This is a genomic window from Nonlabens antarcticus (genome assembly GCF_015356755.1).
In the GTDB taxonomy this organism is placed as follows: domain Bacteria; phylum Bacteroidota; class Bacteroidia; order Flavobacteriales; family Flavobacteriaceae; genus Nonlabens; species Nonlabens antarcticus.
Genome location: NZ_JADFCO010000065.1, coordinates 288,079 through 310,578 on the forward strand (window position 1 = coordinate 288,079; position 22,500 = coordinate 310,578).

Here is a 22,500-nt window from a genome sequence, read left to right on the forward strand (position 1 = left end):
AGCTAGAATACAAAAAACCCCCTAGAAACGTAGTTTCTAGGGGGTTTTTCAATAAAATACTTCAACCGGTTATTTAGTTGAATCGATATTACTTTTTGGTCTGTCCTCAGTATCATCTTTAGAAGCGTCTTTAAACTCCTTGATACCGCCGCCTAGGCCGCGCATCAATTCTGGAATCTTTTTACCACCGAAAAGAAGTAGTACTACTACAACAATCAGTACGACACTCCAAATACCAGGAGCTCCTAAGAAAAAATTTGCTGTCATAATTACATTATTTTAATGGCTTCAAAGATACAATAAGACATACAACCTCGATAACTCAACATCATAATGTTTAAGTACATGTGTGATACAATCCATGAGCTTCCCCTGCGTTTAATTTATATTTGTAGAAGGACATGGAAGAACCCAAGAAGAAATATAGAAGCAAATGGCGCAGTCACTACCGTATGGTGGTGCTCAATGATGACACATTTGAAGAACGTTTCAGCCTCAAATTAAACAGGCTTAACGTTTTTGTAGTCACCATGGTGAGCGCTGTAATTTTGATTACACTAACTACAATATTTATTGCATTTACACCGGTACGTGAATTCATACCGGGCTATTCTAGCAGTGAATTGCGCAATGAGACTACCGCATTGATGCAGGAAACGGACTCCCTCAAAATACGACTTGCGCTCAATGAGCAACAGTATGATCGCATAAAAATGGTTCTGAAAGGAGATATAACTACTGAGGAATATGCTAGAATAGATAGCATCGCCCAGGTAGAAACGCAAATTTCCTTGCAAGATTTTGCTCCCAGCAAGGAAGATAGTTTGTTGCGGGAAGAAGTGGCTCGCGAGGATAAGTATAATGTACTGGAAGGGGCAAAAGCGCGAACAAATTTTGTCTTCTTCAAACCTTTACGTGGCAGTATCTCAAATGGTTTCAGCGTTCGCGATAAGCATTATGCGGTAGATGTTACCACCGCCACAAATACGCCTATCAAGGCCGCCGCCGCAGGAACAGTCGTTTTTTCTGGATGGAGTGCAGAGACGGGTTACACCATTTTATTAGAACATACTTACGGACTCATTACGGTTTACAAACATTGTGGTACCCTTTTGAAGCAACAAAACGATCAAGTCCTGGCCGGTGAGGTAATCGCCAGCGTGGGAAACACTGGTGAATTGACAAATGGCCCACATCTTCATTTTGAGTTGTGGAGCAATGGCTACCCGCTGGATCCTACCAATTTTATAAATTTTGAGTAATGTCCTTTAAGTCAATCGCCGCGCGCTTATTTGCCGCTCACATTCATAGGAAAACGGCGCAGTGGTCTAATCATCCTGTTCGTTCTCAACAACGTGTTTTTGACAATTTGTTGAGCGTTGCAGAAAATACCGCTTTCGCGAAAGCGCACTCATTCCAAAATATAAAAAGCCATCAAGACTTTGTTAGTCAAGTCCCAGTAAGGGATTATGAGGATCTAAAACCTTTTGTAGATAGAGTAGTAGCTGGTGAAAGTGATGTATTGTGGCCGGGAAAACCGCTCTATTTTGCCAAAACATCTGGAACCACCAGCGGTGCAAAATACGTCCCACTAACTAAGGAATCCATGCCGGAACATATCAAGGCAGCGCGCAATGCAATCCTTAGTTATATCCACGAGACGGGAAATTCTAGGTTTGTGGATGGCAAGATGATCTTCCTGCAAGGCAGTCCAGAAATGGAAACCCAAAATGGAATCCAGCTGGGCCGTTTGAGTGGTATCGTTGCCCATTATGTCCCAGATTACCTGCAACGCAATCGCATGCCTAGCTGGGAAACCAATTGCATTGATGACTGGGAAACTAAAGTTGAAGCCGTCATTGATGAGACTTTACCAGAGAACATGAGTGTCATTTCTGGAATCCCCAGCTGGTTACAAATGTATTTTGAGCGCATTGTACAACGCACGGGAAAAAAAGTGGGCGAGGTATTTCCAGATTTGAGTTTACTCATTTATGGCGGTGTAAATTTTGAGCCCTATAAAGCTAAATTCAAATCGCTTATAGGTAGAGACATTGACAGCATCGAACTTTTTCCAGCTAGCGAAGGTTTTTTTGCCTATCAGGATAAGCAGTCTGAAAAAGGAATGTTGCTACTGTTAGACGCAGGAATATTCTACGAATTCATTCCAGCAGATCAATTTCATCAAGAGAACCCGCCTAGACTAACGATTGCAGATGTTGAAATAGGCGTGAATTATGTGCTTATTATTTCCACCACGGCGGGATTGTGGGCGTACAACATAGGCGACACCATTGCTTTTACAAGTTTACAGCCCTTCAGGGTTGTCGTTACTGGCCGCATTAAACATTACATAAGCGCGAGCGGTGAGCATGTGATAGGTAAAGAAGTGGAAGAAGCTATGAAAGCTGCAGTTGCGCAACATGGATGGATCATCAACGAGTTTACCGTCGCACCACAACTGGAAACTCCAGATGGCGAACTACCGTATCACGAGTGGTTCGTAGAAATGGATGAAATTCCAATTCAAGAGTCCCTAACGGTTTTTAAAGCAACCCTAGACCTAGAAATGCGCCAGCAGAACAGTTATTATGACGACTTAATTAAGGGTAAAATTCTGCAACCGCTCAAAATTAAAATTTTGAAGACGGGCGCTTTTCAACATTACATGAAAAGTATAGGAAAGTTGGGCGGGCAAAATAAATTGCCACGATTGTCTAATGACAGGAAAATTGCCGGGTTCCTAGAGGATTATGAGTCCTAGAATGAGGATCATTCATAGATCTTAGGAAACGCATCATTTTGCAATCGTATGCTAAGTTTAATTTTTTAATACATTGCTGGAAGAAAAATAATCTATGCTATAGAATGATACTTCCTGTAATTATTCGGTTAGGTATTGCTATTATTTAATTCTCAATTATCGATTATTTAATGTTGCCGAGGGTTTCTCGATATGAAATCTAAAAAGAATCTATTTAAAAGTTTGCTCAAGGTATACTACAGTTAGCGTATGCTATTCACGCTGTATCATATTTTGTGATGAAATAAACTTTTGAGTTGTTTTTTGATATCAGCTTGATGCTCAATTGCATAAATCACCATAGCAGAAGTTCTTAATGCATAAAATCTTGTGAGCATATCGATTTTTTACTGTACCCCACGCTTATGTTACTCAAAACTTAAAACAACAAAAAATTTAATTAAAGAGCACTAATTCTTAATGGACAGGTTTTTAAACATAGAATATAAGAAATTATGAATTCATGGGATCTCGCTTAGGATTTTCAATGAATAGGAGAGCAAAGTCGGATTGCGGTATTAAAAACCAGAACCATAAACTCTCAACCCATAACTAATCGTCACTAAGCTGATAATACTATCTTTACATAGAAATACATTTTATGCCTATAATTACCGTAGAACCCAGAACGAGAGCTCAAGAAAGCACAAATGCGATTGAACGCATGTACATTACTATGCGTCATCTATTTAATCGCGGCTTTTACAAGCCTATGGGCGTGAGTGGTGAATCTTTGAGAGAAGCACTGTTAACCATACGTCCAGAGATATATGGTTCCATTGCAGAGGATAAGATCGAGTTGAGCGGTTTGCTTTATGTAATGGATCGATTGCCTATGGGAATCGAGGAATGCACCTATATCAATCTAACTAGTGATGAAGGATACAGTAGATCACATTTTAAACCTATCATTCCTAAAAAACGACGCCGCAACTGCTATCGTATTGATCAACATCAGATGAATATTGAAATTACCCGCGGTAGATCTGAGATTTATGATATTCTCACACACCTTACCTTCTTGATGGTGGAGTCGCATAAAATAATGAAACGCGTCATTATAGGTGACAATGGAAATACCACCCGTGATTGGAAATGCCTTGAGAATGCCATTGAAAAAGAAGAGCTGAATCAGGATGAAAAAGAGGTAGCAGTCATTCATACTGCAAATATTTTAGGCCGCACTTTTGAAGAGGTAATGAATGTATATGACGATTTTGCAACACCTGCAAATCCGCATCAATTTTTGACCACGATATATTATTTAGGATTGTTGGGCAAACGGGAGATCATGGATGAGCAGAAGCGGGTCGTGACGTTTTCGCCAGTGTTGAGAGAGCGTTTGGGACATCACATTCACGGTGATCGCTGGGCAACGCGTATCAAAAAACACCTGATTGAAAACGATCTTTTTGATCGACCGTTGCACATTATCAGTGCTAACTTGCACTCCGTAATGAACTCCATTTACGGTCCTAAAGTTCTAGGGGCTCAAATCGCAAAAAAGGGACGTATGGAAACATTTGCTTCCTTGAGCACGCATGATGGAAAGAAAAATAGGGATGCCATTAGAAAATTTGCGCTTCAAAACGGTATGTATGAACTTCCTGATGCCAGTGGTACTAACATTGACGTTCAAGTGTTTGATACCGCAAAAACATTATTTGATAATGTAGGTTTCTGTGAAGATCGCTTTCGCGAAAGCGACATTGCACAAAAACCGGTGCTGATTGTTATGGATTATGCGTTTGGTGAACAGGCCTATGAAACTCTAGACGAACTGCTCAAACCCTATAATAATAGCGAGGAAATCCTGTTGATGAATATAAAATCTGTCAGCATTATGGGGAAGGCTGGAATTTTAGAAGGCGACAAGGGCGATATTATGGTGCCAGATGCGCACGTATTTGAAGGAACGGCAGATAATTATCCTATTAAAAACCGTCTTAGTAAAAAAGATCTAAACACGGACGGTCTCAATGTCGTTTCAGGATCTATGGTTACGGTTTTAGGAACTTCGCTTCAAAATCGGGATGTTTTGGAATATTTTTACAGCTCTAGCTGGCGGGTTATCGGTCTAGAAATGGAAGGTGCACATTATCAAAAAGCAATTCAGGCAGCCTCAAAAGTTCGTCGCAGTATCAGTAAGAATGTAAGGGTGCGTTACGCATATTATGCGAGTGATAACCCTCTTAAAACTGGTCATACACTTGCCAGTGGTGGTTTAGGCCTTACTGGAGTAAAACCAGTTTATGTGATTACTGAGAAAATTCTGGAACAGATACTTAAGGATAGTGTGAGTAAAATTAAGCACGACGAGCAAGAGTAGACAGTGCTTTTCTATTACATTATATTTGAACAGCATAGAAGCGTCAATTTATGGAGCAACCACACAATGATAACCACCGCGATGAGCAAGAGGTAGATCTGGTACCGGTTTTTGTATGGATAGGTAATGGAGTTAAAGGTTTTTTTAATGCCATAGGAGCTTTTTTTAAAGCGATAGGACACGGTATTATTTTATTTTTGATCTTTCTACAGAAAAATATTATTCTGATCGGGATATTTTTGATTCTAGGACTTGCTTTAGGTTATTACTTAGATACCGAGAATAAGACAAATTACTCCGCTCAATTACGGGTATCGCCTAATTTCCAAAGTGCGGCACAGCTCATCTCAAATATTAATTACTACAACTCACTTACGGAAGAGAAAGATTATGAGCTTCTATCCCAGGAATTAGGTATTTCTAAAGAGGAAGCCTCAGGATTGAAATCCTTTGACATAGAGCCTAGCTTTAGCGACACAGAATTACTGATAGAATACGATCGCCTTGCTAGAAGGACAGATACGATGGCACTAGATAATTTCACTTTTGATGGTTTTAAAGACGCCAAACGAGAAATAGATTATGAGTTTTATGAAATAAATGCTGAAGCCAGTAGCAGGGGGGTTTTAGAAAAGATTAGTGATAGAATTGTAAATGTAAAAGAAACAGGTGGAATCAAAGCTGCCCGGCTAGTCATGGTGGAAGGCGTGCGGTTCAACGTTGATATAAAGCAGGCGCAGTTGATAGAATTAGACTCCTTGATTGTTGCTTATCAGGATATGCTCAAAAGCAATAGGCCTAGTGGTAACTCTACAAATTTGTATCTGGGTGATCGAGAATCTTCCGATAAATTGATGAATCTTTTTAAACAAAAACAAGCCTTACTATACGATCTAGACGTGTTGCGAGATGATCAGTACGGGTCAGAAAATACGGTCAACATAGAATCACAGTATATTGTACAAGGAGCAATTGCAAAACAATACATTAAACTCAAGATGTTGCTTGTGTTTTTTGGGATCGCATTGTTGATAGCTGTTATTCCACTGGTCTGGAGATTTCTAAAGGCTTATCCTAAGGCAACTCGATAAAACTATTACAGTGAAAAAAGTGATGATTACCGGCGCTGGAGGAATGCTGGGAACTACTATTTGCAACGAGTTGAAGGACGTTGAAATGCATGCTTTTAAAAGCAGAGAACTAGATATTATCTGTGTCCAGCAATTATCTAAAACTATTGCCCGGTTAAAGCCTGATTATATCATCAATTGTGCTGCCTATACCGCAGTAGATCTAGCAGAATCAAATCCTGAAATTGCCCACAGAATTAATCACCATGCGGTTGAAAAATTAGCTGAATTAGCAGCACAGCATAATGCCACCTTGATCCATTTCTCTACGGACTATGTGTTTGATGGAACCGCAAAGACGCCTTATTTGCCGCAAGACAGTACTAATCCTATTAATGTGTATGGGAAAAGCAAACTGCTGGGAGAACGTGCCATAGAACGTTCTGGGACTAACTATTATATCTTTAGATTGTCGTGGTTGTATGCACCACATGGTAAAAATTTCTTCCGTTGGGTGATGGAGAATGATCAGGATGAAATGAAGGTGGTTGATAATCAAATAGGTTCCCCTACAAGCGCGTTAGATGTGGCTCAGTTCATTAATCATGTTGTTCATCATGATCCAAAGAATTACGGAAGCTATCATTTTACTAATGTAGGGAGCATGAGCTGGTTCGCTTTCGCGAAAGCGATATTAGACAAGACATCTTCATCAAAAAAGTTATCTCCAACCAATCATTTTAAGACTGCAGCTGTCCGTCCTAATTATAGTGTGATGGACACAACATCAACAGCAGTAACTTTCCAGTATACCATCAACTCAACGAGGACAGCATTAGATCATGTTTTAAGAAGTTACAACAGAGATGTTTAAACCTTTAAAAAAATTAAAATCAGAGGAAAAAACGGTAGCGAAAAACTACAGTGCTTTGATGGTTTTACAGGGTCTAAATTATGTGCTTCCATTTTTAATTATTCCGTTTTTAGAGCGGACTTTGGAGCTGGAACGTTTTGGTCTGGTTATGCTTGCTCAGTATGTGATGGCTCTATGTGTTGCTGCTACAGATTTTGGATTTAGTACAACTGCCGTAAGAGAAATTTCCCTACTGAAAGAAAAAGGCAGTGATTATTCCACAATTTATTTTAAAGTATTTTGGGCAAGAGCAGTTTTACTGGTTGTTGTGTTCTTGTTGCTTTGCGCATTTGTATTTGCTATTCCCAGATTTGCGGTGGAATGGGAGGTGTATCTGTTGAGTTATGGAATGGTTATAGGTCAAACGATTTTAGGTGATTGGTTCTTTCAGGGAATCGAGCGCATGCGTTTACTTACAGCGGTAAATGCGATTTCTAAAATTTTATTTACCGTGCTGCTATTTGTTTTTATAAGCTCGCCGTCTGACTATATTTATGTACCTATTTTCAATTCCATAGGCTATTTATCTGCTGGCCTGGTCATGCTTTTTTTGAGCCTCAAATATGTGAAATGGCAATGGCCTAACTTTAGAAATTCACAGGAATTCTATAAGGATAGCTTTCATATATTCCTTTCAGATATATCATCCCAATTCACCTATGCTGCAAATGGCGTTGTGTTAGGGTTATTTGCAGGTGACAGCGTTGTAGGTATTTTTAGTGCGTTTGACAAGTTAATGCTAGCTGCGAGAAAAATGTATCTACCTATTTGTCAAGCAGTATATCCCTACATGTCCAGAAAACCATTTATTGAAAAGAGAATATTGATGAGGAAATTGATTGCCGGAGCAACGGCAATAGGTGTTATAGGATTACTGTTTGTCGTTTTTTTAGGTCAGTGGATTGTAGAGTTTTTATATGCAGATCCTGCTATCGCAGCAAATATTCACTTGTTAGAATGGATGGGTTTAATTGTTCTGTTTGTTGGTCTAAGTCTTTTATTTACAAATCTATACGCGCCTTCTCGAAAGTTATTCCATCAAAGGCTATGGGTAATGGTGTCTGCAACTATCTTTAATCTTATATTGGGTTTTGCATTGGTTCCCTATCTAGGCTTAACGGGAACAGTAATCACTACGATTTCAACAGAATTTTTAATGTTGATTGTATCAGCTTATTTTTATTTGGGTGATGACAACTCAAAAGATAAACAAGTAATTGTTGAATAAAAGAATTTAGCTATCCTATGCTTTTACGCAATTTGTTCATCTTTATTTACTTGTTTTCCATGGTGGTGTTGTTCTCCACCTTTGACGCGACGCTGGGATTGTGGTTATCGTTTCTCGGGAATGCGTTATTACTGACTTTGATTACTTACTACCATATATTCATTGAGAAGAGCTACAGTCCTTTTCTAAGTACCTATATTGTTTTTAGTTTCCTGTTTTTTCTGGTGGCCCCTATAATTCAAGCAGGAGTTCTAGCGCCGCAAGTTGACGGGACTTTTGATCACAACTTCCCCTTCAAAGAAGATCTTTTTATAAAAACAAATGGACTCATTGCTTTGTTTCACGTTGTTTTCTTTCTGTTCTATGTGGGTGTTAAAGATTATATCAGAAGAAAAACAGTGGATAAACTGGTCGTTAAACCTATCAAAGTAACGCGGCAACTTAGGGGCATCGTTATTATTTTATTCATTTCTATTATTGTAATAGCGGTAGGTTATCCGTTTTTAATGGAGGAGCTCGCCAGACCAGAATATATTCAATCCTCCTATTCCCCAGGGTCACAATTGATTCAAAAAAAGGTATTGTTTATTATTCCATTAGCTGGTATTGTGCTTTCAAAAAAATTGATGAACAAGAAGGGCATCTCTACACAAACATGGCTCTTAGGTTTTATTCTATCCGCTTTATTGATCATTGTATTATTTCTACTTAAAAATCCATTTGTAGAGAAACGCAACGCATTAGGTCCAATTTATTTTTTGTTGATCTTTCTATTTTTTCCTAAAATATTGAACAGTAATGTGAAAATGAGTTTAACTTTTTTTGTGATCATGATCCTATTTTTCCCGTTGCTTCAAATTCTTACCCATTCTGATTATGGGTTTCAGGAAATGGTAAATAACCCAAGTCTTTTTACAAATGTCATCGATAAAGGCTCTCTTAGTAAAGGGTTTATGTCCTTAAACTATGACGCTTTTTGTAATATAGGTGTCGTGATTGAAGTTGTGGAAAAGAATGGTTTTTCATGGGGATATCAATTGTTGAGCGCTTTGCTTTTTTTCATCCCTAGAAGCATATGGTCAGGAAAACCTGATGCTTCTGGACAAGTCGTGGGGGATCATTTAATCAATAATTACGATTATTACTTTGCTAATCTATCAAACCCATTAGTGTCAGAAGGTTATATGAATTTTGGCTTTTTAGGTGTTGTGATTATGGCAGTGGCACTGGCACTAACGATCGTCTACTTTTTGACCTGGCTCAATAGCCATGATCATTTAAAAAAAGCCGTCGCATTTTATTTTGCCGTTCACTTACTATTTTTACTTAGAGGCGATTTTACAAATGGTTATAGTTACTTTGTAGGAACTTTTATAGGTTTATACGTGATACCTAAATTGATTTTAAAAATATCGCACCTGCTATTAGATCAAAAAATATGGACGGTAAAAAAGAGCTAAGTCACTGGTTGTCGAAAGCTCTGATCGTATGCACAGGATTGATGTTCTTGATGCCCATCATTCCAAGGGGTGTGCGACCTACCGCAATAGCGTTACTTGTGATTTTAAGCATTGTAACAAGTTTACAACAAGAGCAAAAGTTTAAATGGTTCTATTTTTTATTAAACTCGGGACTTTTTATTTGCTATGTCATAAGCCTATTATATACGGACGATGTTGCCTATGGGCTCAAAAAGCTGGAGACTGGAGCGTCTATTATTGTGTTTCCGTTCCTGTTTGCCATTATGAATGAATCTTATCTGAAACTGTTATTAAAAAATCGTTTCAAGTTTATGTGGTTATTCATTATGGCCACAGTACTGTTATGCCTGGGGTCTTTTCTAAAATTTTTGCAGGTTTTCAATTTTGAAGAAATCTTAGTGCACTATGTCAATATCATAAGAACCGATGTAAGTGGGTGGAATATTCATCCTATTTATTTGAGCATGCACATAGGGATCTCCATAATTTTCTCAGTATTCATTATTAAGAAAGGAGTGACTCTTTGGCCAAAAATAGCCTTAGTTGTGATGAATTTGATTTTGATAGGTTTTCTCATGATGGTCATTAAAAAAGGACCTATAATCGCTCTTATATTAGTTTTGGGATATTTATTATTGATGCTCAAAAGCCGGAATCTATACATAATATTCGGCGCTTGTGCTTTTTTAATTATTGGAACAGTAATTCTAAATCCTAAAGCGAACGATAAATTTTCAGAGCTCCTGCAAATTCAGGACGCTGAAACCCAAGAGGCAACCTCTACAGACATTAGATTTTCTATCTATAAATGTGCGGTAGAAATTTTACCAGAAGCTGGGATTTTCGGTTATGGTGTGGGGGATGGTAAAAACAAGCTCCTAAATTGTTATCAGGAAACCAGCGCCTTTCTTGCTGAAAACCGTTATAATTCTCACAACCAGTTTCTAGGGATCATCATAAAAGTAGGCTTTTTGGGACTCCTCGTATTTTCTTTATTCTTGATATACCATATGGCTCGTGCTTTCGATAAGCGTAACTATCTTTTGATTGCAGTAACTTTATTTTATTGTATCGTTATGTTTTCAGAAAATATCATGGAGAGAGAAAATGGGATTCTCTATTTTTCATTTTTCGTCAATTTCTTTATAATGATAAATTATAATTTTCCTGTAAAAACGAGTGAGGATAGAGACTCACTTCAATCTGTTCTAAAAAAATGAAATCCCTGTTTCACATTACAGAAGATGTTTCCAGAGCAAGCGGCGGTATTCGTACCGTTGTAAATGATATTCATAAGCACTTCCCCAAGTCGACTATTTTGACCACTAATAAGGATAAGCAGGATCAAAACATCACTGCATTTGAGAAAAAGGGACCCTGGTTATATTCGCCTGCATTGAAAAATCACCTGGAACAACTCCCTGCAAATGCGATGTTTCACCTGCATGGGGTATGGATGCATGCGCAGTATGCCGCAGCCAAAATTGCCTCTCAAAAAAAGATCCCGTTTATCGTCAGCCCACATGGTATGTATGAACCGTGGTTATGGAAGGATGGGGTGGTAAAGAAGAAATTGTATTTTAAGCTTTTGACAAGTTCCGCTTTCGCGAAAGCGAACTACATCCACGCCATTACACCTGAAGAAAAAAGCAACTTGCAAAAGCTTTTCCCTAAAAGCAAGATAGTCTGCATCCCAAACGCCATTGAAATGCAACCGTTACCCGTCAGAAAACTGGTGGAAAAACCCTATTTCTTGTTCCTGGGAAGGATACACCCTAAAAAAGGAGTACAGCTTTTGATAGAAGTATTTTCCATGCTCAAAGAGCTCGACTTTGATCTAAAAATAGCAGGCTCACCTAACGAGTATTCGCGAGAACTAAAACGTAAAGTAAATGGGCTAAATGATTCTAGAATCCAATTTATAGGCGAGGTACATGGAGCGCAAAAACAACAGCTATATAGAAATGCACATGCATTTGTGGCTCCCAGTTTTTCAGAAGTTGTGGGAATGGTAAACTTAGAAGCCGCAATGATGGCAACGCCAGTCATCACGACTTTTGAAACCGGCTTACTGAAAGATTGGAACCTGAATGGAGGTATTTTGGTACATCCTGATTTTGAGAATCTGAAAGATGCCATCATTCAGGCAGCTCAATGGGAGCAGCCTGAACGAGATGAAAGAGGCTTACAATTAAGGGAATTTGTAAAGAGAAACTACTCTTGGGAAACCATTTTACCACAATGGACTTCTCTTTATAAATCTATGGTAATATGAGGGTTACCATCATTTTACTCTTCTTGATCCAGTGCTGTTATGGTTTTAATCACAATTTAAATAAAGCAAAACTTCCCCCTATAGAAGTTTCTACACAGTTAACCGCTCAGCTTCAACAGACCGCAAACTATCTGAACAATAAAACCCAAAGCACAAGACCTTTTAAAATTCAATTTTATGGGCAATCCATTGTGGCTGGAATGGATATGCAGAGCGTCGAGAAACGTTTAAAAAATGACTTCCCTGACGTTAAGTTTCAATTGCTTAACAATGCAATAGGTGGCTATCAGGCAAACTTGATCAAAGAAACAGCGTATCACGATCTATATCCAGCGCATCCAGATTTACTGATATTTCATGTATATGGCGGCACAAAAACGGGAGAGCTGGAGGAATTATTTTGTGAAATTACTTCAAGATTGACAAGTGACGTTCTGATTTTTGATCATCATATATCTTACGTAGAAGGCAGTCTCAAACAACAAGATCATATTAAGTACCAAGACGAGGAATCATCCACAATTAAAAATCTGGCAGACAAATATGGTTTCGGTTTTATAAATGTTCGACAATACTGGAAGGATTTCCTAACCTTAAATCCTGACTACACCATTAAAAGTCTTCTAAGAGATGACGTTCACCCAAATGAAGAAGGAAATGCGCTACTTGAGTATATCTTGTTCGAAAGCTTACAGAAAGCTGTAAAGAGAAATGGGCGAAATAAAAGCACAGTTGTCCATAATTCTCTACTTAAAATTAAAAATAACAAGGAAATCTTATTTACAGGGAATAAGGTGGTATTAAAGCCTAATAAAGGTGCTGTAGGCAGTACATTCAAAGTACTCATAGATGGAAAAGAGCCTCATCAATTAGCAGAAGCTTATACGGTCACCAGACCTTCTTCTGTTCCTGGTCAGTGGTGGCCAGCGATAAACAGGATATATTTAAATCGAGAAATGACACAGTTTCCAGAAAAATGGAAAGTCAACTTTAGCGATATTGACTGGATTAAAATGACGTATAAATTTGACGTTGTTGGAGATAATTCAGGCCCACAAGGCAATGGGGTAAACGGACAAGATTTTACCTCAAAAAACGGATTGATCTCGTTTAAACAAAAAGACGTTACCCTATTTTTAATAAGAGAAAGAGCAGAAGAGTTCAAGGAAGTAACTATTGAATTTGAAGTTAAAAACCAATTCAAAAACCCTATTCACCTTAAGGATGATCAGGAAGTGACATTATTTCAATCATCCAGAAACACAGAACATGTCTTAAAACTAATTCCCATAGAAGGTTCCCTACAACAAACTCAAATGATGGTTCATACTCCGCAAGAGAGTTCTTGCAATGATTAAGTTGTCGTAAGAAACCTTTCCAGAGGTAGGACTTTGAATAGCTGTAAAGGCCTGTGGCTTTATAAAATATCTAGAAGCTACCTTTGCCAGCACGATAAGAATGCCATGTGAAAAATTACCAACAACTCAACAAGTTCAAACTACCGCCTAATTTTCGTGGTAAAAATGCTGTGACTGTTCAATTATGGTGGTTAGTTCAAAGCAGCTTATTCGCTTGCTCCCCTCAATTTATGTACGGGTGGCGTAGGTTTTTGCTCAGGCTTTTCGGAGCAAAAGTCGGTCGTAATGTAATTATTAGGCCTTCAGTAAAAGTTCAGTTCCCTTGGAAAGTTCAAATAGGTAATGATAGTTGGATAGGCGATGAGGTGATTCTTTACAGTTTGGGTCCTATTGAAATAGGAAATGATGTTGTGATTTCCCAGCGTTGCTACATTTGCACAGGAACTCATGATCCTTTCAAAACAACCTTTGACATCAGTAGTCATAAAGTCGTTATTGAAGACCAATGCTGGCTGGCTACAGATGTATTTGTGGCCCCAGGTATTATCATTGGAAGAGGAACCGTGGTCGGTGCTCGCAGCAGTGTTTTTAAGGATTTACCAGCGGGTAAGATTTGCATAGGACAACCTGCTACAGTCATCAAAGACCGCTAGATTCATGCAGCTTCAAGGGAAACACATCACCTTCATAGGTCTCAACTATGCTCCAGAGGATACGGCCATAGGTTTGTATTCTACACAGATGGTGAAAGCTCTTGAATGTGCGGGAGCGCATGTGGATGTAGTTACCGCAATGCCCTATTATCCACAATGGAAAATCCAGGCACCATATGATCAGGCTGGAAGTTATGTGCTGGAACAACACGAAAATATCACAGTGTACAGATATAAACAATATGTACCGGCAACGCCCACATTTCTCAAGCGTGTACTGCATATTTTAAGCTTCACCTGGGGCAGCTGGCGCAACCTCAAAAAAATTGATAAGACAGACCTGGTAATCTCGGTCATTCCGTTCACGACTTCTGCATATTTAGGCAATAGGCATGCGATTAAACATAAAGCCCCACACTGGATTCACATTCAGGATTTTGAGTTTGATGCAGCGCTGCAGTCGGGTATTTCTGGAACTGGAAAAAAGCAGATATTCAACCAGCTGTTTAAAGTTGAATCTGGAATACTGAAAAAGGCAGCTAGCGTCAGTACCATCAGCCATTTGATGATTAAAAAACTACAATCAAAGACTAAAACCGCTACCTTTTATTTACCCAACTGGATTGATCCAGAAGAAATCAAACCAACTGCATCGCATTACCATCCTTATTTACGCAGTGATAAATTCAAGTTGCTGTATAGCGGCAATGTGGGAGATAAGCAGGATTGGGAATTTTTTATCGCTTTCGCGAAAGCGATACCACCACAAGAAATCGACATCATCATTGTAGGTGCTGGGGCTAAAATGCAATGGCTTAAGAAGCAACTAGAACAGAAAAATATTCACTATTACGACCCAGTACCTTATGGTGATTTATTCTATTTATTATCAAGTGCAGACGCTCACTTCCTCTTCCAGAAAAACGATGTGATCGATACCGTGATGCCGTCAAAATTATTGGGAATGATGGCCAGCGGGAAGCCCTCGCTAGTTTTAGGAAACAGCGCGTCAGAAGTCCGATCCGTTTTAGAGTCATCAAATGGCGGCGTGTATCTGTCAGATTATGATGTAAAAATTGCAACAGATTTAATTTTAAAATGGAAAGCAGATCCACAATTAAGAGTCTTGATAGGAGGGCGGGCGAGATCCTATGTTGTGGAAAAATTTTCAAAAACCCAAATCCTTGACAGCTGGATTAAAAAGCTCGCCGCTCTGATAGACTAGCATTTCTCTATCTTTACGTTTTTGAAGTTTCAATATTCTATGAAAAAACGAGTACTCATCACGGGAGCCGCAGGATTTCTAGGGTCGCACCTTTGTGACAGGTTCATAAAGGAGAATTTTCATGTCATAGGAATGGATAACCTGATTACCGGTGACCTCAAGAATATTGAGCATCTTTTCCCGCTGGAGAATTTTGAATTTTATCATCATGATGTTTCAAAATATGTGCATGTGGCAGGCGATCTGGATTATATCTTACATTTTGCCTCACCAGCAAGCCCAATTGATTATTTGAAAATTCCAATTCAAACTTTAAAAGTAGGATCCCTGGGAACCCATAATTTACTAGGTCTTGCAATGGCCAAAAACGCCCGGCTTCTCATCGCATCAACATCAGAGATCTATGGAGACCCACTCGTCCACCCACAAACGGAGGATTATTATGGGAATGTAAACACAATAGGACCACGAGGTGTTTATGACGAGGCTAAGCGATTTCAGGAATCCATGACTATGGCATATCATAGATATCACGGGCTGGAAACTAGAATTGTACGTATATTTAATACATATGGTCCTAGAATGAGGCTGAATGATGGACGAGTAATTCCTGCATTTATGGGACAGGCGTTGCGAGGTGAGGACATTACAATATTTGGTGATGGAACGCAAACACGTTCTTTTTGCTATGTGGATGACCAGGTAGAGGGAATTTACCGATTGCTACATAGCGATTATGCAGATCCCGTAAATATTGGTAATCCGCATGAGATCTCCATTAAGGAATTTGCACAAGAAATTATAGACCTGACGGGAACTGACCAGAAAGTAGTTTATCAATCGCTACCTCAAGATGACCCCATGCAACGCCAGCCAGATATTTCCAGAGCTCGAGAGATCCTGGGATGGGAACCGCAGGTTGACCGTAAAGATGGCATGAAATTGACCTACGATTATTTTAAAAAGCTGTCTCCAGAAGAACTCAAAAAAAGTGAACACAAAGATTTTAGCGAACACAGCAGAAGATAGCATCAGTTATCGCGACGGCCGGTATTCCAGCTTGATAAGACCCATTTCATACTTATTTGATCTGGCTATTATTATCTATAGCACTAATTTCTTTTTCAAATTAAGCTTTGACACCCTATCGTTTTCCATTTTTATAGGGGTTTGCTGGATTATTGTTTCCATGCAGTTGGGTTTCTACCAGATACACCGCAATACAAATCTGTTTACATTATTGAGTTTGCTGCTCAAACAGTTATTATTTTTTACCCTTGTGGTGTTTGCTTTCTTTGGATATTATTACCAGATCGACAGTACCAGCGGTTATATTTTTAAATACATAGCAGTCGTGTTTACAACGATAGCGCTTGTAAAAATAACAGTCTACTATATTTTTAAAAATTACCGCAGCTATCTGGGTGGGAATTTTCGCAATGTAGTATTGATAGGCGAGAATAAGGAAACACTGGAACTCCAGCAGTTTTTTGAAAGCCATCCCGACTATGGTTACCGTTTACAAAACATGTTTGATGTTAAATCAACTGGTTTCAATATTCAGACAATTAAAGATTTTATTCTCGAAAATAAAATTGACGAAATCTTTTGTTCCGTAAAAGAGTTGAACAATGAAGAGCTACTGGAAATAACAGATTATGCCGATAATAATTTGCGTACTTTAAAATTCCTACCTGATCCAGACACCCTACTTTCAAAGCATTTGAAATACGACTATTACGGCAAGACACCCATTCTATCGTTGCGAGAAATTCCACTGGATGATCCTGTCAATCAATTAGCAAAACGTTCCTTTGATATTCTTTTTTCATTGTTAGTTATTGTAGGAATTCTATCATGGCTCACGCCCATCATAGCATTATTGATAAAACTGGAGTCTAAAGGCCCTGTATTTTTCAAACAAGGACGTAACGGTATTGATTATAAAGAATTTAGATGCTATAAATTCCGTTCGATGGTGCTCAATAAAACCGCAGATATTGATCAGGTTTCTAAAAATGATCAGCGCGTTACAACAGTTGGGAAGTTTTTACGCAAGACCAGCATTGATGAATTGCCACAATTTTTCAATGTTTTGAAAGGCGACATGAGTGTGGTAGGACCGCGACCACATATGGTAAGCCACACACATATGTATGCAGAGCGTATTGATAAATTCATGGTGCGTCATTTTGTAAAACCAGGCATTACGGGACTGGCGCAAACCAGCGGCTATCGCGGCGAGGTAGAAACTGACGACGATATAGTGGGTCGGGTGCGTAATGACATTTATTACATTGAGAACTGGAGCACGACAATGGATATCCGGATTATTTTCAAGACCATTTTGAACCTGTTTTCTGGTGACGAAAAAGCGTACTGATGAAAGTTGTTTCTGTCATTGTGCCCGTTTTTAATAATCGTGAAACCCTTCCTGAAACGCTGGAGAGTATTACAAATCAAGATTATCGTCCGCTTGAAATTATCATCGTTGATGATCAAAGTAGTGATGGAAGTTTTGCTTTCGCGAAAGCGGTTGCTCAACAAAATACACAACTAGAGATTAAATTTATAGTTGAGCAAAACCAAGTAAACAAAGGTGCAGGAGCAACCCGTAACAGAGCTTTAGAGGTCGCCACGGGACGTTATATCGCTTTTCTTGATGCAGACGACCTGTGGAAGCCGCAAAAATTAAGCACCCAAATAAATGCGCTGCAATCCAGTGGAAGATCTATTTGTTATGCCGCTTACGAGATATTTGAAGAAAATCCGCTAAAATCGATCGCCATCCACAAGGTTTTTACAGAATTGACCTATGAAAAGCTTCATAAAACCAATTATTTAGGAAACCTCACAGGAATTTATGACGTCAAAGCGATTGGTAAAGTCCCGATTTCTGACATGCGCAAGAGACAAGACTGGGCGATGTGGCTGGACGTTTTAAAAAAAGGTGGACCAGCGATAGGAATTCAAGAACCCATGGCCAGTTATAGATTAGGGGCCGGGCTATCTGCTTCTAAAGTAGATTTGATCAAATATAATTTTGCGGTATATCGGGAACATTTAGGATATGGCTATTTGAAAAGCTGTTGGTGTCTGTTGCTTTTTTTTTATGAGCAATTTTTTGTGAAGAGTACCATGAAAATTAGAGTTCGTTGAGTAAACGCTCCTTCACTAAAATCATTAAGCGTTGGACAAAGTCTATAAGTTACCCCAGTTAATCTCACATAGGTTTTTTAAAAAGGGGTAATCATTATTCATATTGCCTTTACAAGAGTAAAAAAGTGGAAAAACACACTTCTCACTTCTTAACATTAAATATCAAATCAAACCTCTGTCACAAACTGCTTCAACTTCCCTCGACTACTGCGATCCAGCTGCAATAGTTTTTGAAACTGGACATCTATTGAAGCATCAGCATAATTTGCCATAGCGGTTTGAATTTGCTGTTGTTCCTTTGATGTAAGTTCTATGGTGGCTACATATCGCACTTCAAATAATAAAGGCTCTTTTTGTACAATCACAAATTCAGTGACCGTACTTTTTTCATTGATCACACTTTTTGTAACGTAGTAGAAAGTCAGTCCAGGAATGACCTTGCCATTAGGTAATCGAGCCACATCACTGGTTCTTCCTTCCAATTTATTCAGAATTCGTTGTCCATTTTTTGAGGAAATGCTGCCCAAATCACCTATCTCATACCTGATAAAGGGATGAGCCTTATTAAATAGATCTGTAATGATTAATTTCCCGACCGTCTCATCAGGAACCAGATAGTTTTCTTCATCAACCACTTCTATAAAAAGCGTACTGGTATTTAAAACCATATCACCTGCGGGATTTTGAATGGCTATCAGACCAGTTTCGCTACTTCCATATTCGTTGATTATCACAACACCTAAAACTTGTTCTAGCAATTCCCGGTCATCATCAAAAAGCATTTCGCTGGTTGTGATACAGGCTTTTAAAGTGGGGCAGATCTCGTTTAGAACAATTCCTTGACGCTGACAATACTTTGCAAAAAGCACGATACTACTGGTATAACCATTGATATAATTATAGGAATTCTTGAGAAATTTCTTTAAGTAACCTTCAAGAACGACATCACTCATATCAAATATGGGAAAGCGACGCCGGTTGCCCACAGTATCCTTCAAGCGTTCCTTAAAATGATCCACACCTTTTGAAGGAATCCCATAAAACCGAGCCTCGAGAGACTTATCTAAATCTATACCGTGTTGTTGATAAGCCCTATCAAAAGCAGCCCAAGTCATCGCATGGCAAAATTTATCTTTAGCAAACGAAAAAGGATGACCGCTAGACCCACTGGTTTTTCCTTTATAGATATTTTTTAAGGTAAAACCAGTACTCAATCTTTGGCGCAGTGGCAGTTGAAGATCTGCTTTGTTGAGAATAGGAAGGTTTTTCCAGTCTAAGGTTTCATCAATTACGTGACTTTTATAAAAAGAATTGGATCTTAAATGATGGTCTAAGATCTCTTGCCGCTGATGTAAAACTTGTTCTTCATTCCAGCACGAAATCTCTTCTAATAGCCGGGAAGCTTTCTTCAAATCATAACCTTGAAATTGTAGGGATTTTCTAAAAAAAGGAAGTGCCATTTAAACGAGGATTCACGGTGGATAGCAAAGTAAAACTTTTATTTTTGCTTTCTCAATAACCACCTATGAACGTTTTGATATTAGGAAGCGGCGGCCGTGAGCATGCTTTTGCCAGATCCATTGTTGCCAGTCCATTACTCACTAAATTATTTGTGGCTCCCGGTAACGCGGGAACCTCACAAATCGCTACAAACCTAGACCTAGCAATAACTAATTTTGAAATGATAAAGGCAACCGTTCTTGAGAAAGATATAACGATTGTTGTTGTTGGGCCAGAAGCTCCACTAGTAGAAGGAATCTTTGATTACTTCCAGCAGGATGAACAGCTCAAACACGTTAACGTCATAGGTCCATCAAAGCAGGGTGCCGTATTAGAAGGCTCTAAAGAATTTGCTAAGGAGTTCATGATGCGCAATAAAGTTCCTACCGCAGCATACGAGAGCTTCACTAAAATAAATCTAAAGGCTGGAATGCAGTTCATAGACAGTTTAAAACCACCTTATGTTCTAAAAGCTGATGGACTTGCAGGTGGGAAAGGAGTACTCATTCTTACAGATGCTGACGAGGCTAAGGAGTCTCTTGAAGACATGTTGGTTGGAGGAAAATTTGGTGCAGCATCTAATAAAGTGGTTATTGAAGAATTTCTCAACGGGATTGAGATGAGCGTTTTTGTCCTCACAGATGGTAATAGTTATAAGATATTGCCTAGTGCTAAGGATTACAAGCGCATAGGAGAAGGAGATATGGGCCTAAATACCGGCGGGATGGGCGCCATTTCCCCTGTGCCTTTTGCAGATGAGGTCTTGATGAAAAAGGTAGAAGATCGAATTATAATCCCTACCGTTGAAGGTCTAAAAAAAGAGAATATAACCTATAAGGGATTCATTTTCATCGGCTTAATGATAGTGGATGGCGAGCCCCTCGTTATAGAATACAACGTAAGAATGGGCGACCCAGAAACTGAGGTAGTTTTGCCGCTTGTTTCTAGTGATTTACTTTCTCACTTCCACGCTTTCGCGAAAGCGGAATTGCACAAGGAAACCCTAACTATTGACGAGAGAAGTGCCGCGACGGTAATGCTTGTATCTGGGGGCTATCCAGAAGTTTATGATAAAGGAATGGAAATAGAAGGATTGAATGATGTCCATGGAAGTATCATCTTCCACGCTGGAACTACAGAAAAAGACGGTAAAATCCTGACAGCAGGCGGTCGTGTAATTGCCGTGACTAGTTTAGGTAAAACGTTCCAAGAAGCCACAAAAAAATCCTATGAAAATATAGAAAAGCTACATTTTGACAGGATGTATTATAGAAAAGATATAGGCTTCGACCTATAAAATTATTTCAAAAAGGAATGCGCTGTTTGTGAGCGATCTTCTTCACCAGTTTTATCAAAAATGCGCAGTTGTTTCATCCAGTAACCTAATGCAAGGATCAAAAAAATGATCGCGACCCAAGAAAATAAGTTTGCTAACCACCAGTTTTCCAATTCCAGCTCGCGTATCCAGTTAAATGGTACCATTAGTATTTCTTCAAATAAATATGCGATTCCCTCAAATAAATCTTTCATTGCTCTAACTTGCTTTAAGACTGCAAAAATAGTGAAAAATTCATATGCTCTCTAGATTTTTTAGCACTTCCCAACCCTTTCATTATTTAGTGGGCATCTTATTGTTAGGTCCAGTCAGTATAGGTTTGTTAGTTTTATTAAACGGCAGTTGGGAATGGAAATTTCTGATAATAGGATGCTTACTGCCGCTCGCTTTATTGTTAGTTCAATTCATCATTCTAAAAAACGAACTTACAGGACAGAATTCATACGGGCTCTTTTCTTATGCAACCTTGACACTTTGTGCTGTTATATTAGGAATACAGTGGGAGTTTGCGGTGTGTTTGCTTTTATTATTATTTGCGTTACGCAGGCTACTCAGTCTCAAAACAGGCACCTCCACCATTCGCAAAATTTTTGATGGAACCTTATGGATTGCCATTGCAAGTTTGATCCAGCCACCCATGATTGTTTTTATTTTGGTGGTTTTTTCGGCTGTTTTCCTATTTGACCGTACAAAATGGCGGCACTGGGTGATACCATTTGTCGCATTAATTTGCGTTGCAGTTCTATCATTCCTTGTAGAGGTTTTTATGAACTATGAAATTTTGAGTGCTTTATTCTATAGAGAGGCTTACCCGGCCTCTGGAATGTTAGAACAATGGAAAACCAGTGATTTAATAGGATGGATCCTTTGTGTCTTTGCAGTCATCGGTTTTGTAATTTACGTTATAAAATTAGTGGACATTCAACAGCGGGTCAGGCCTCGATTCTCTGTGTTAACTATTTCAGGAATTTGTGCCACACTGCTCGCGTTGTTTGTGAATGAACAATTTGTAATAGTATTAATTCCTGTTCTTGCTATTTTTCAAGCACGCGCGATGGAACATATTCACCACAAGGGATTTCGCGAGTTTATTTTTTTGGTACCGGTCTTTCTGTTAGTTATTGCTGTATTTACAAGGTAATCGCTACTTATAGAAACTTTATATTTGCG

General features: G+C 38.8%; 20 protein-coding genes. 17 read left to right on the forward strand and 3 right to left on the reverse strand.

From position 1 onward, the window contains the following. Positions 1-69: 69 nt before the first annotated feature. Positions 70-267, reverse strand: a complete 198-nt coding sequence (locus tag IQ282_RS09415; protein WP_194851609.1) for a Sec-independent protein translocase subunit TatA/TatB — start codon at positions 265-267, stop codon at positions 70-72. Between the two features lie 134 nt (positions 268-401). Between IQ282_RS09415 and IQ282_RS09420 the strand changes: the two genes are divergently transcribed. The 15 genes from IQ282_RS09420 (at position 402) to IQ282_RS09490 (ending at position 18,494) form a co-directional block, all read left to right on the forward strand. Next, the gene (locus tag IQ282_RS09420) at positions 402-1,262 is read left to right on the forward strand and encodes a M23 family metallopeptidase (protein ID WP_194851610.1); all 861 of its coding nucleotides are present in this window, start codon (positions 402-404) and stop codon (positions 1,260-1,262) included. Beyond that, positions 1,262-2,764: a GH3 auxin-responsive promoter family protein gene (locus IQ282_RS09425; RefSeq protein ID WP_194851611.1), complete on the forward strand. Its 1,503-nt coding sequence runs from the start codon at positions 1,262-1,264 to the stop codon at positions 2,762-2,764. Before IQ282_RS09420 ends, IQ282_RS09425 begins: the two co-directional genes overlap by 1 nt. Positions 2,765-3,404: 640 nt before the next feature. After that, positions 3,405-5,132, forward strand: a complete 1,728-nt coding sequence (locus IQ282_RS09430) for a DUF6909 family protein (protein WP_194851612.1) — start codon at positions 3,405-3,407, stop codon at positions 5,130-5,132. Between the two features lie 50 nt (positions 5,133-5,182). Further along, positions 5,183-6,223 (forward strand): hypothetical protein, encoded by a 1,041-nt coding sequence (locus IQ282_RS09435; protein WP_194851613.1) that lies wholly within the window; start codon positions 5,183-5,185, stop codon positions 6,221-6,223. Positions 6,224-6,233: 10 nt separating this feature from the next. Further along, on the forward strand, positions 6,234-7,076 hold the full coding sequence (rfbD, locus tag IQ282_RS09440; protein ID WP_194851614.1) for a dTDP-4-dehydrorhamnose reductase: 843 nt from the start codon (positions 6,234-6,236) through the stop codon (positions 7,074-7,076). Next, on the forward strand, positions 7,069-8,343 hold the full coding sequence (locus IQ282_RS09445) for an oligosaccharide flippase family protein (RefSeq protein ID WP_194851615.1): 1,275 nt from the start codon (positions 7,069-7,071) through the stop codon (positions 8,341-8,343). Before rfbD ends, IQ282_RS09445 begins: the two co-directional genes overlap by 8 nt. 59 nt (positions 8,344-8,402) lie before the next feature. Continuing rightward, entirely contained in the window at positions 8,403-9,803 is a 1,401-nt protein-coding gene (locus IQ282_RS09450; RefSeq protein ID WP_394355200.1) for an O-antigen polysaccharide polymerase Wzy, read from the forward strand. Then, positions 9,782-11,044, forward strand: coding sequence for an O-antigen ligase family protein (locus IQ282_RS09455; RefSeq protein ID WP_228547282.1), 1,263 nt, complete (start codon positions 9,782-9,784; stop codon positions 11,042-11,044). The genes IQ282_RS09450 and IQ282_RS09455 overlap by 22 nt, the downstream gene beginning before the upstream one ends. After that, on the forward strand, positions 11,041-12,099 hold the full coding sequence (locus tag IQ282_RS09460; protein WP_194851617.1) for a glycosyltransferase: 1,059 nt from the start codon (positions 11,041-11,043) through the stop codon (positions 12,097-12,099). Before IQ282_RS09455 ends, IQ282_RS09460 begins: the two co-directional genes overlap by 4 nt. Then, a complete protein-coding gene (locus IQ282_RS09465) occupies positions 12,096-13,457 on the forward strand; it encodes an SGNH/GDSL hydrolase family protein (RefSeq protein WP_194851618.1) in 1,362 nt (453 codons plus the stop codon). Before IQ282_RS09460 ends, IQ282_RS09465 begins: the two co-directional genes overlap by 4 nt. Before the next feature lie 107 nt (positions 13,458-13,564). After that, the gene (locus IQ282_RS09470; protein WP_194851619.1) at positions 13,565-14,110 is read left to right on the forward strand and encodes a putative colanic acid biosynthesis acetyltransferase; all 546 of its coding nucleotides are present in this window, start codon (positions 13,565-13,567) and stop codon (positions 14,108-14,110) included. 4 nt (positions 14,111-14,114) lie between these two features. Next, the gene (locus IQ282_RS09475) at positions 14,115-15,335 is read left to right on the forward strand and encodes a WcaI family glycosyltransferase (protein ID WP_194851620.1); all 1,221 of its coding nucleotides are present in this window, start codon (positions 14,115-14,117) and stop codon (positions 15,333-15,335) included. Positions 15,336-15,374: 39 nt separating this feature from the next. Continuing rightward, complete coding sequence (locus IQ282_RS09480) at positions 15,375-16,364, forward strand: UDP-glucuronic acid decarboxylase family protein (RefSeq protein ID WP_194851621.1); 990 nt, start codon at positions 15,375-15,377, stop codon at positions 16,362-16,364. Further along, positions 16,327-17,718, forward strand: a complete 1,392-nt coding sequence (locus IQ282_RS09485; protein WP_317174195.1) for an undecaprenyl-phosphate glucose phosphotransferase — start codon at positions 16,327-16,329, stop codon at positions 17,716-17,718. The genes IQ282_RS09480 and IQ282_RS09485 overlap by 38 nt, the downstream gene beginning before the upstream one ends. Continuing rightward, positions 17,718-18,494: a glycosyltransferase family 2 protein gene (locus IQ282_RS09490; RefSeq protein ID WP_194851622.1), complete on the forward strand. Its 777-nt coding sequence runs from the start codon at positions 17,718-17,720 to the stop codon at positions 18,492-18,494. The genes IQ282_RS09485 and IQ282_RS09490 overlap by 1 nt, the downstream gene beginning before the upstream one ends. A 167-nt stretch (positions 18,495-18,661) precedes the next feature. Here the strand turns inward: IQ282_RS09490 and IQ282_RS09495 are convergent, their stop codons facing one another. Continuing rightward, positions 18,662-19,954 (reverse strand): phenylacetate--CoA ligase family protein, encoded by a 1,293-nt coding sequence (locus tag IQ282_RS09495; protein ID WP_194851623.1) that lies wholly within the window; start codon positions 19,952-19,954, stop codon positions 18,662-18,664. Between the two features lie 65 nt (positions 19,955-20,019). Here IQ282_RS09495 and purD point away from each other — a divergent pair, with 65 nt between their 5' ends. Next, the gene (purD, locus tag IQ282_RS09500; RefSeq protein WP_194851624.1) at positions 20,020-21,291 is read left to right on the forward strand and encodes a phosphoribosylamine--glycine ligase; all 1,272 of its coding nucleotides are present in this window, start codon (positions 20,020-20,022) and stop codon (positions 21,289-21,291) included. 2 nt (positions 21,292-21,293) lie between these two features. On the opposite strand, the gene IQ282_RS09505 is transcribed toward purD, so the two are convergent. Continuing rightward, positions 21,294-21,524 carry a DUF6341 family protein gene (locus tag IQ282_RS09505; protein ID WP_194851625.1) on the reverse strand — a complete coding sequence of 77 codons (231 nt, stop codon included), beginning with the start codon at positions 21,522-21,524 and terminating at the stop codon, positions 21,294-21,296. A gap of 44 nt (positions 21,525-21,568) precedes the next feature. Between IQ282_RS09505 and IQ282_RS09510 the strand changes: the two genes are divergently transcribed. Continuing rightward, positions 21,569-22,471 (forward strand): DUF6427 family protein, encoded by a 903-nt coding sequence (locus tag IQ282_RS09510; protein ID WP_194851626.1) that lies wholly within the window; start codon positions 21,569-21,571, stop codon positions 22,469-22,471. Positions 22,472-22,500 lie beyond the last annotated feature (29 nt).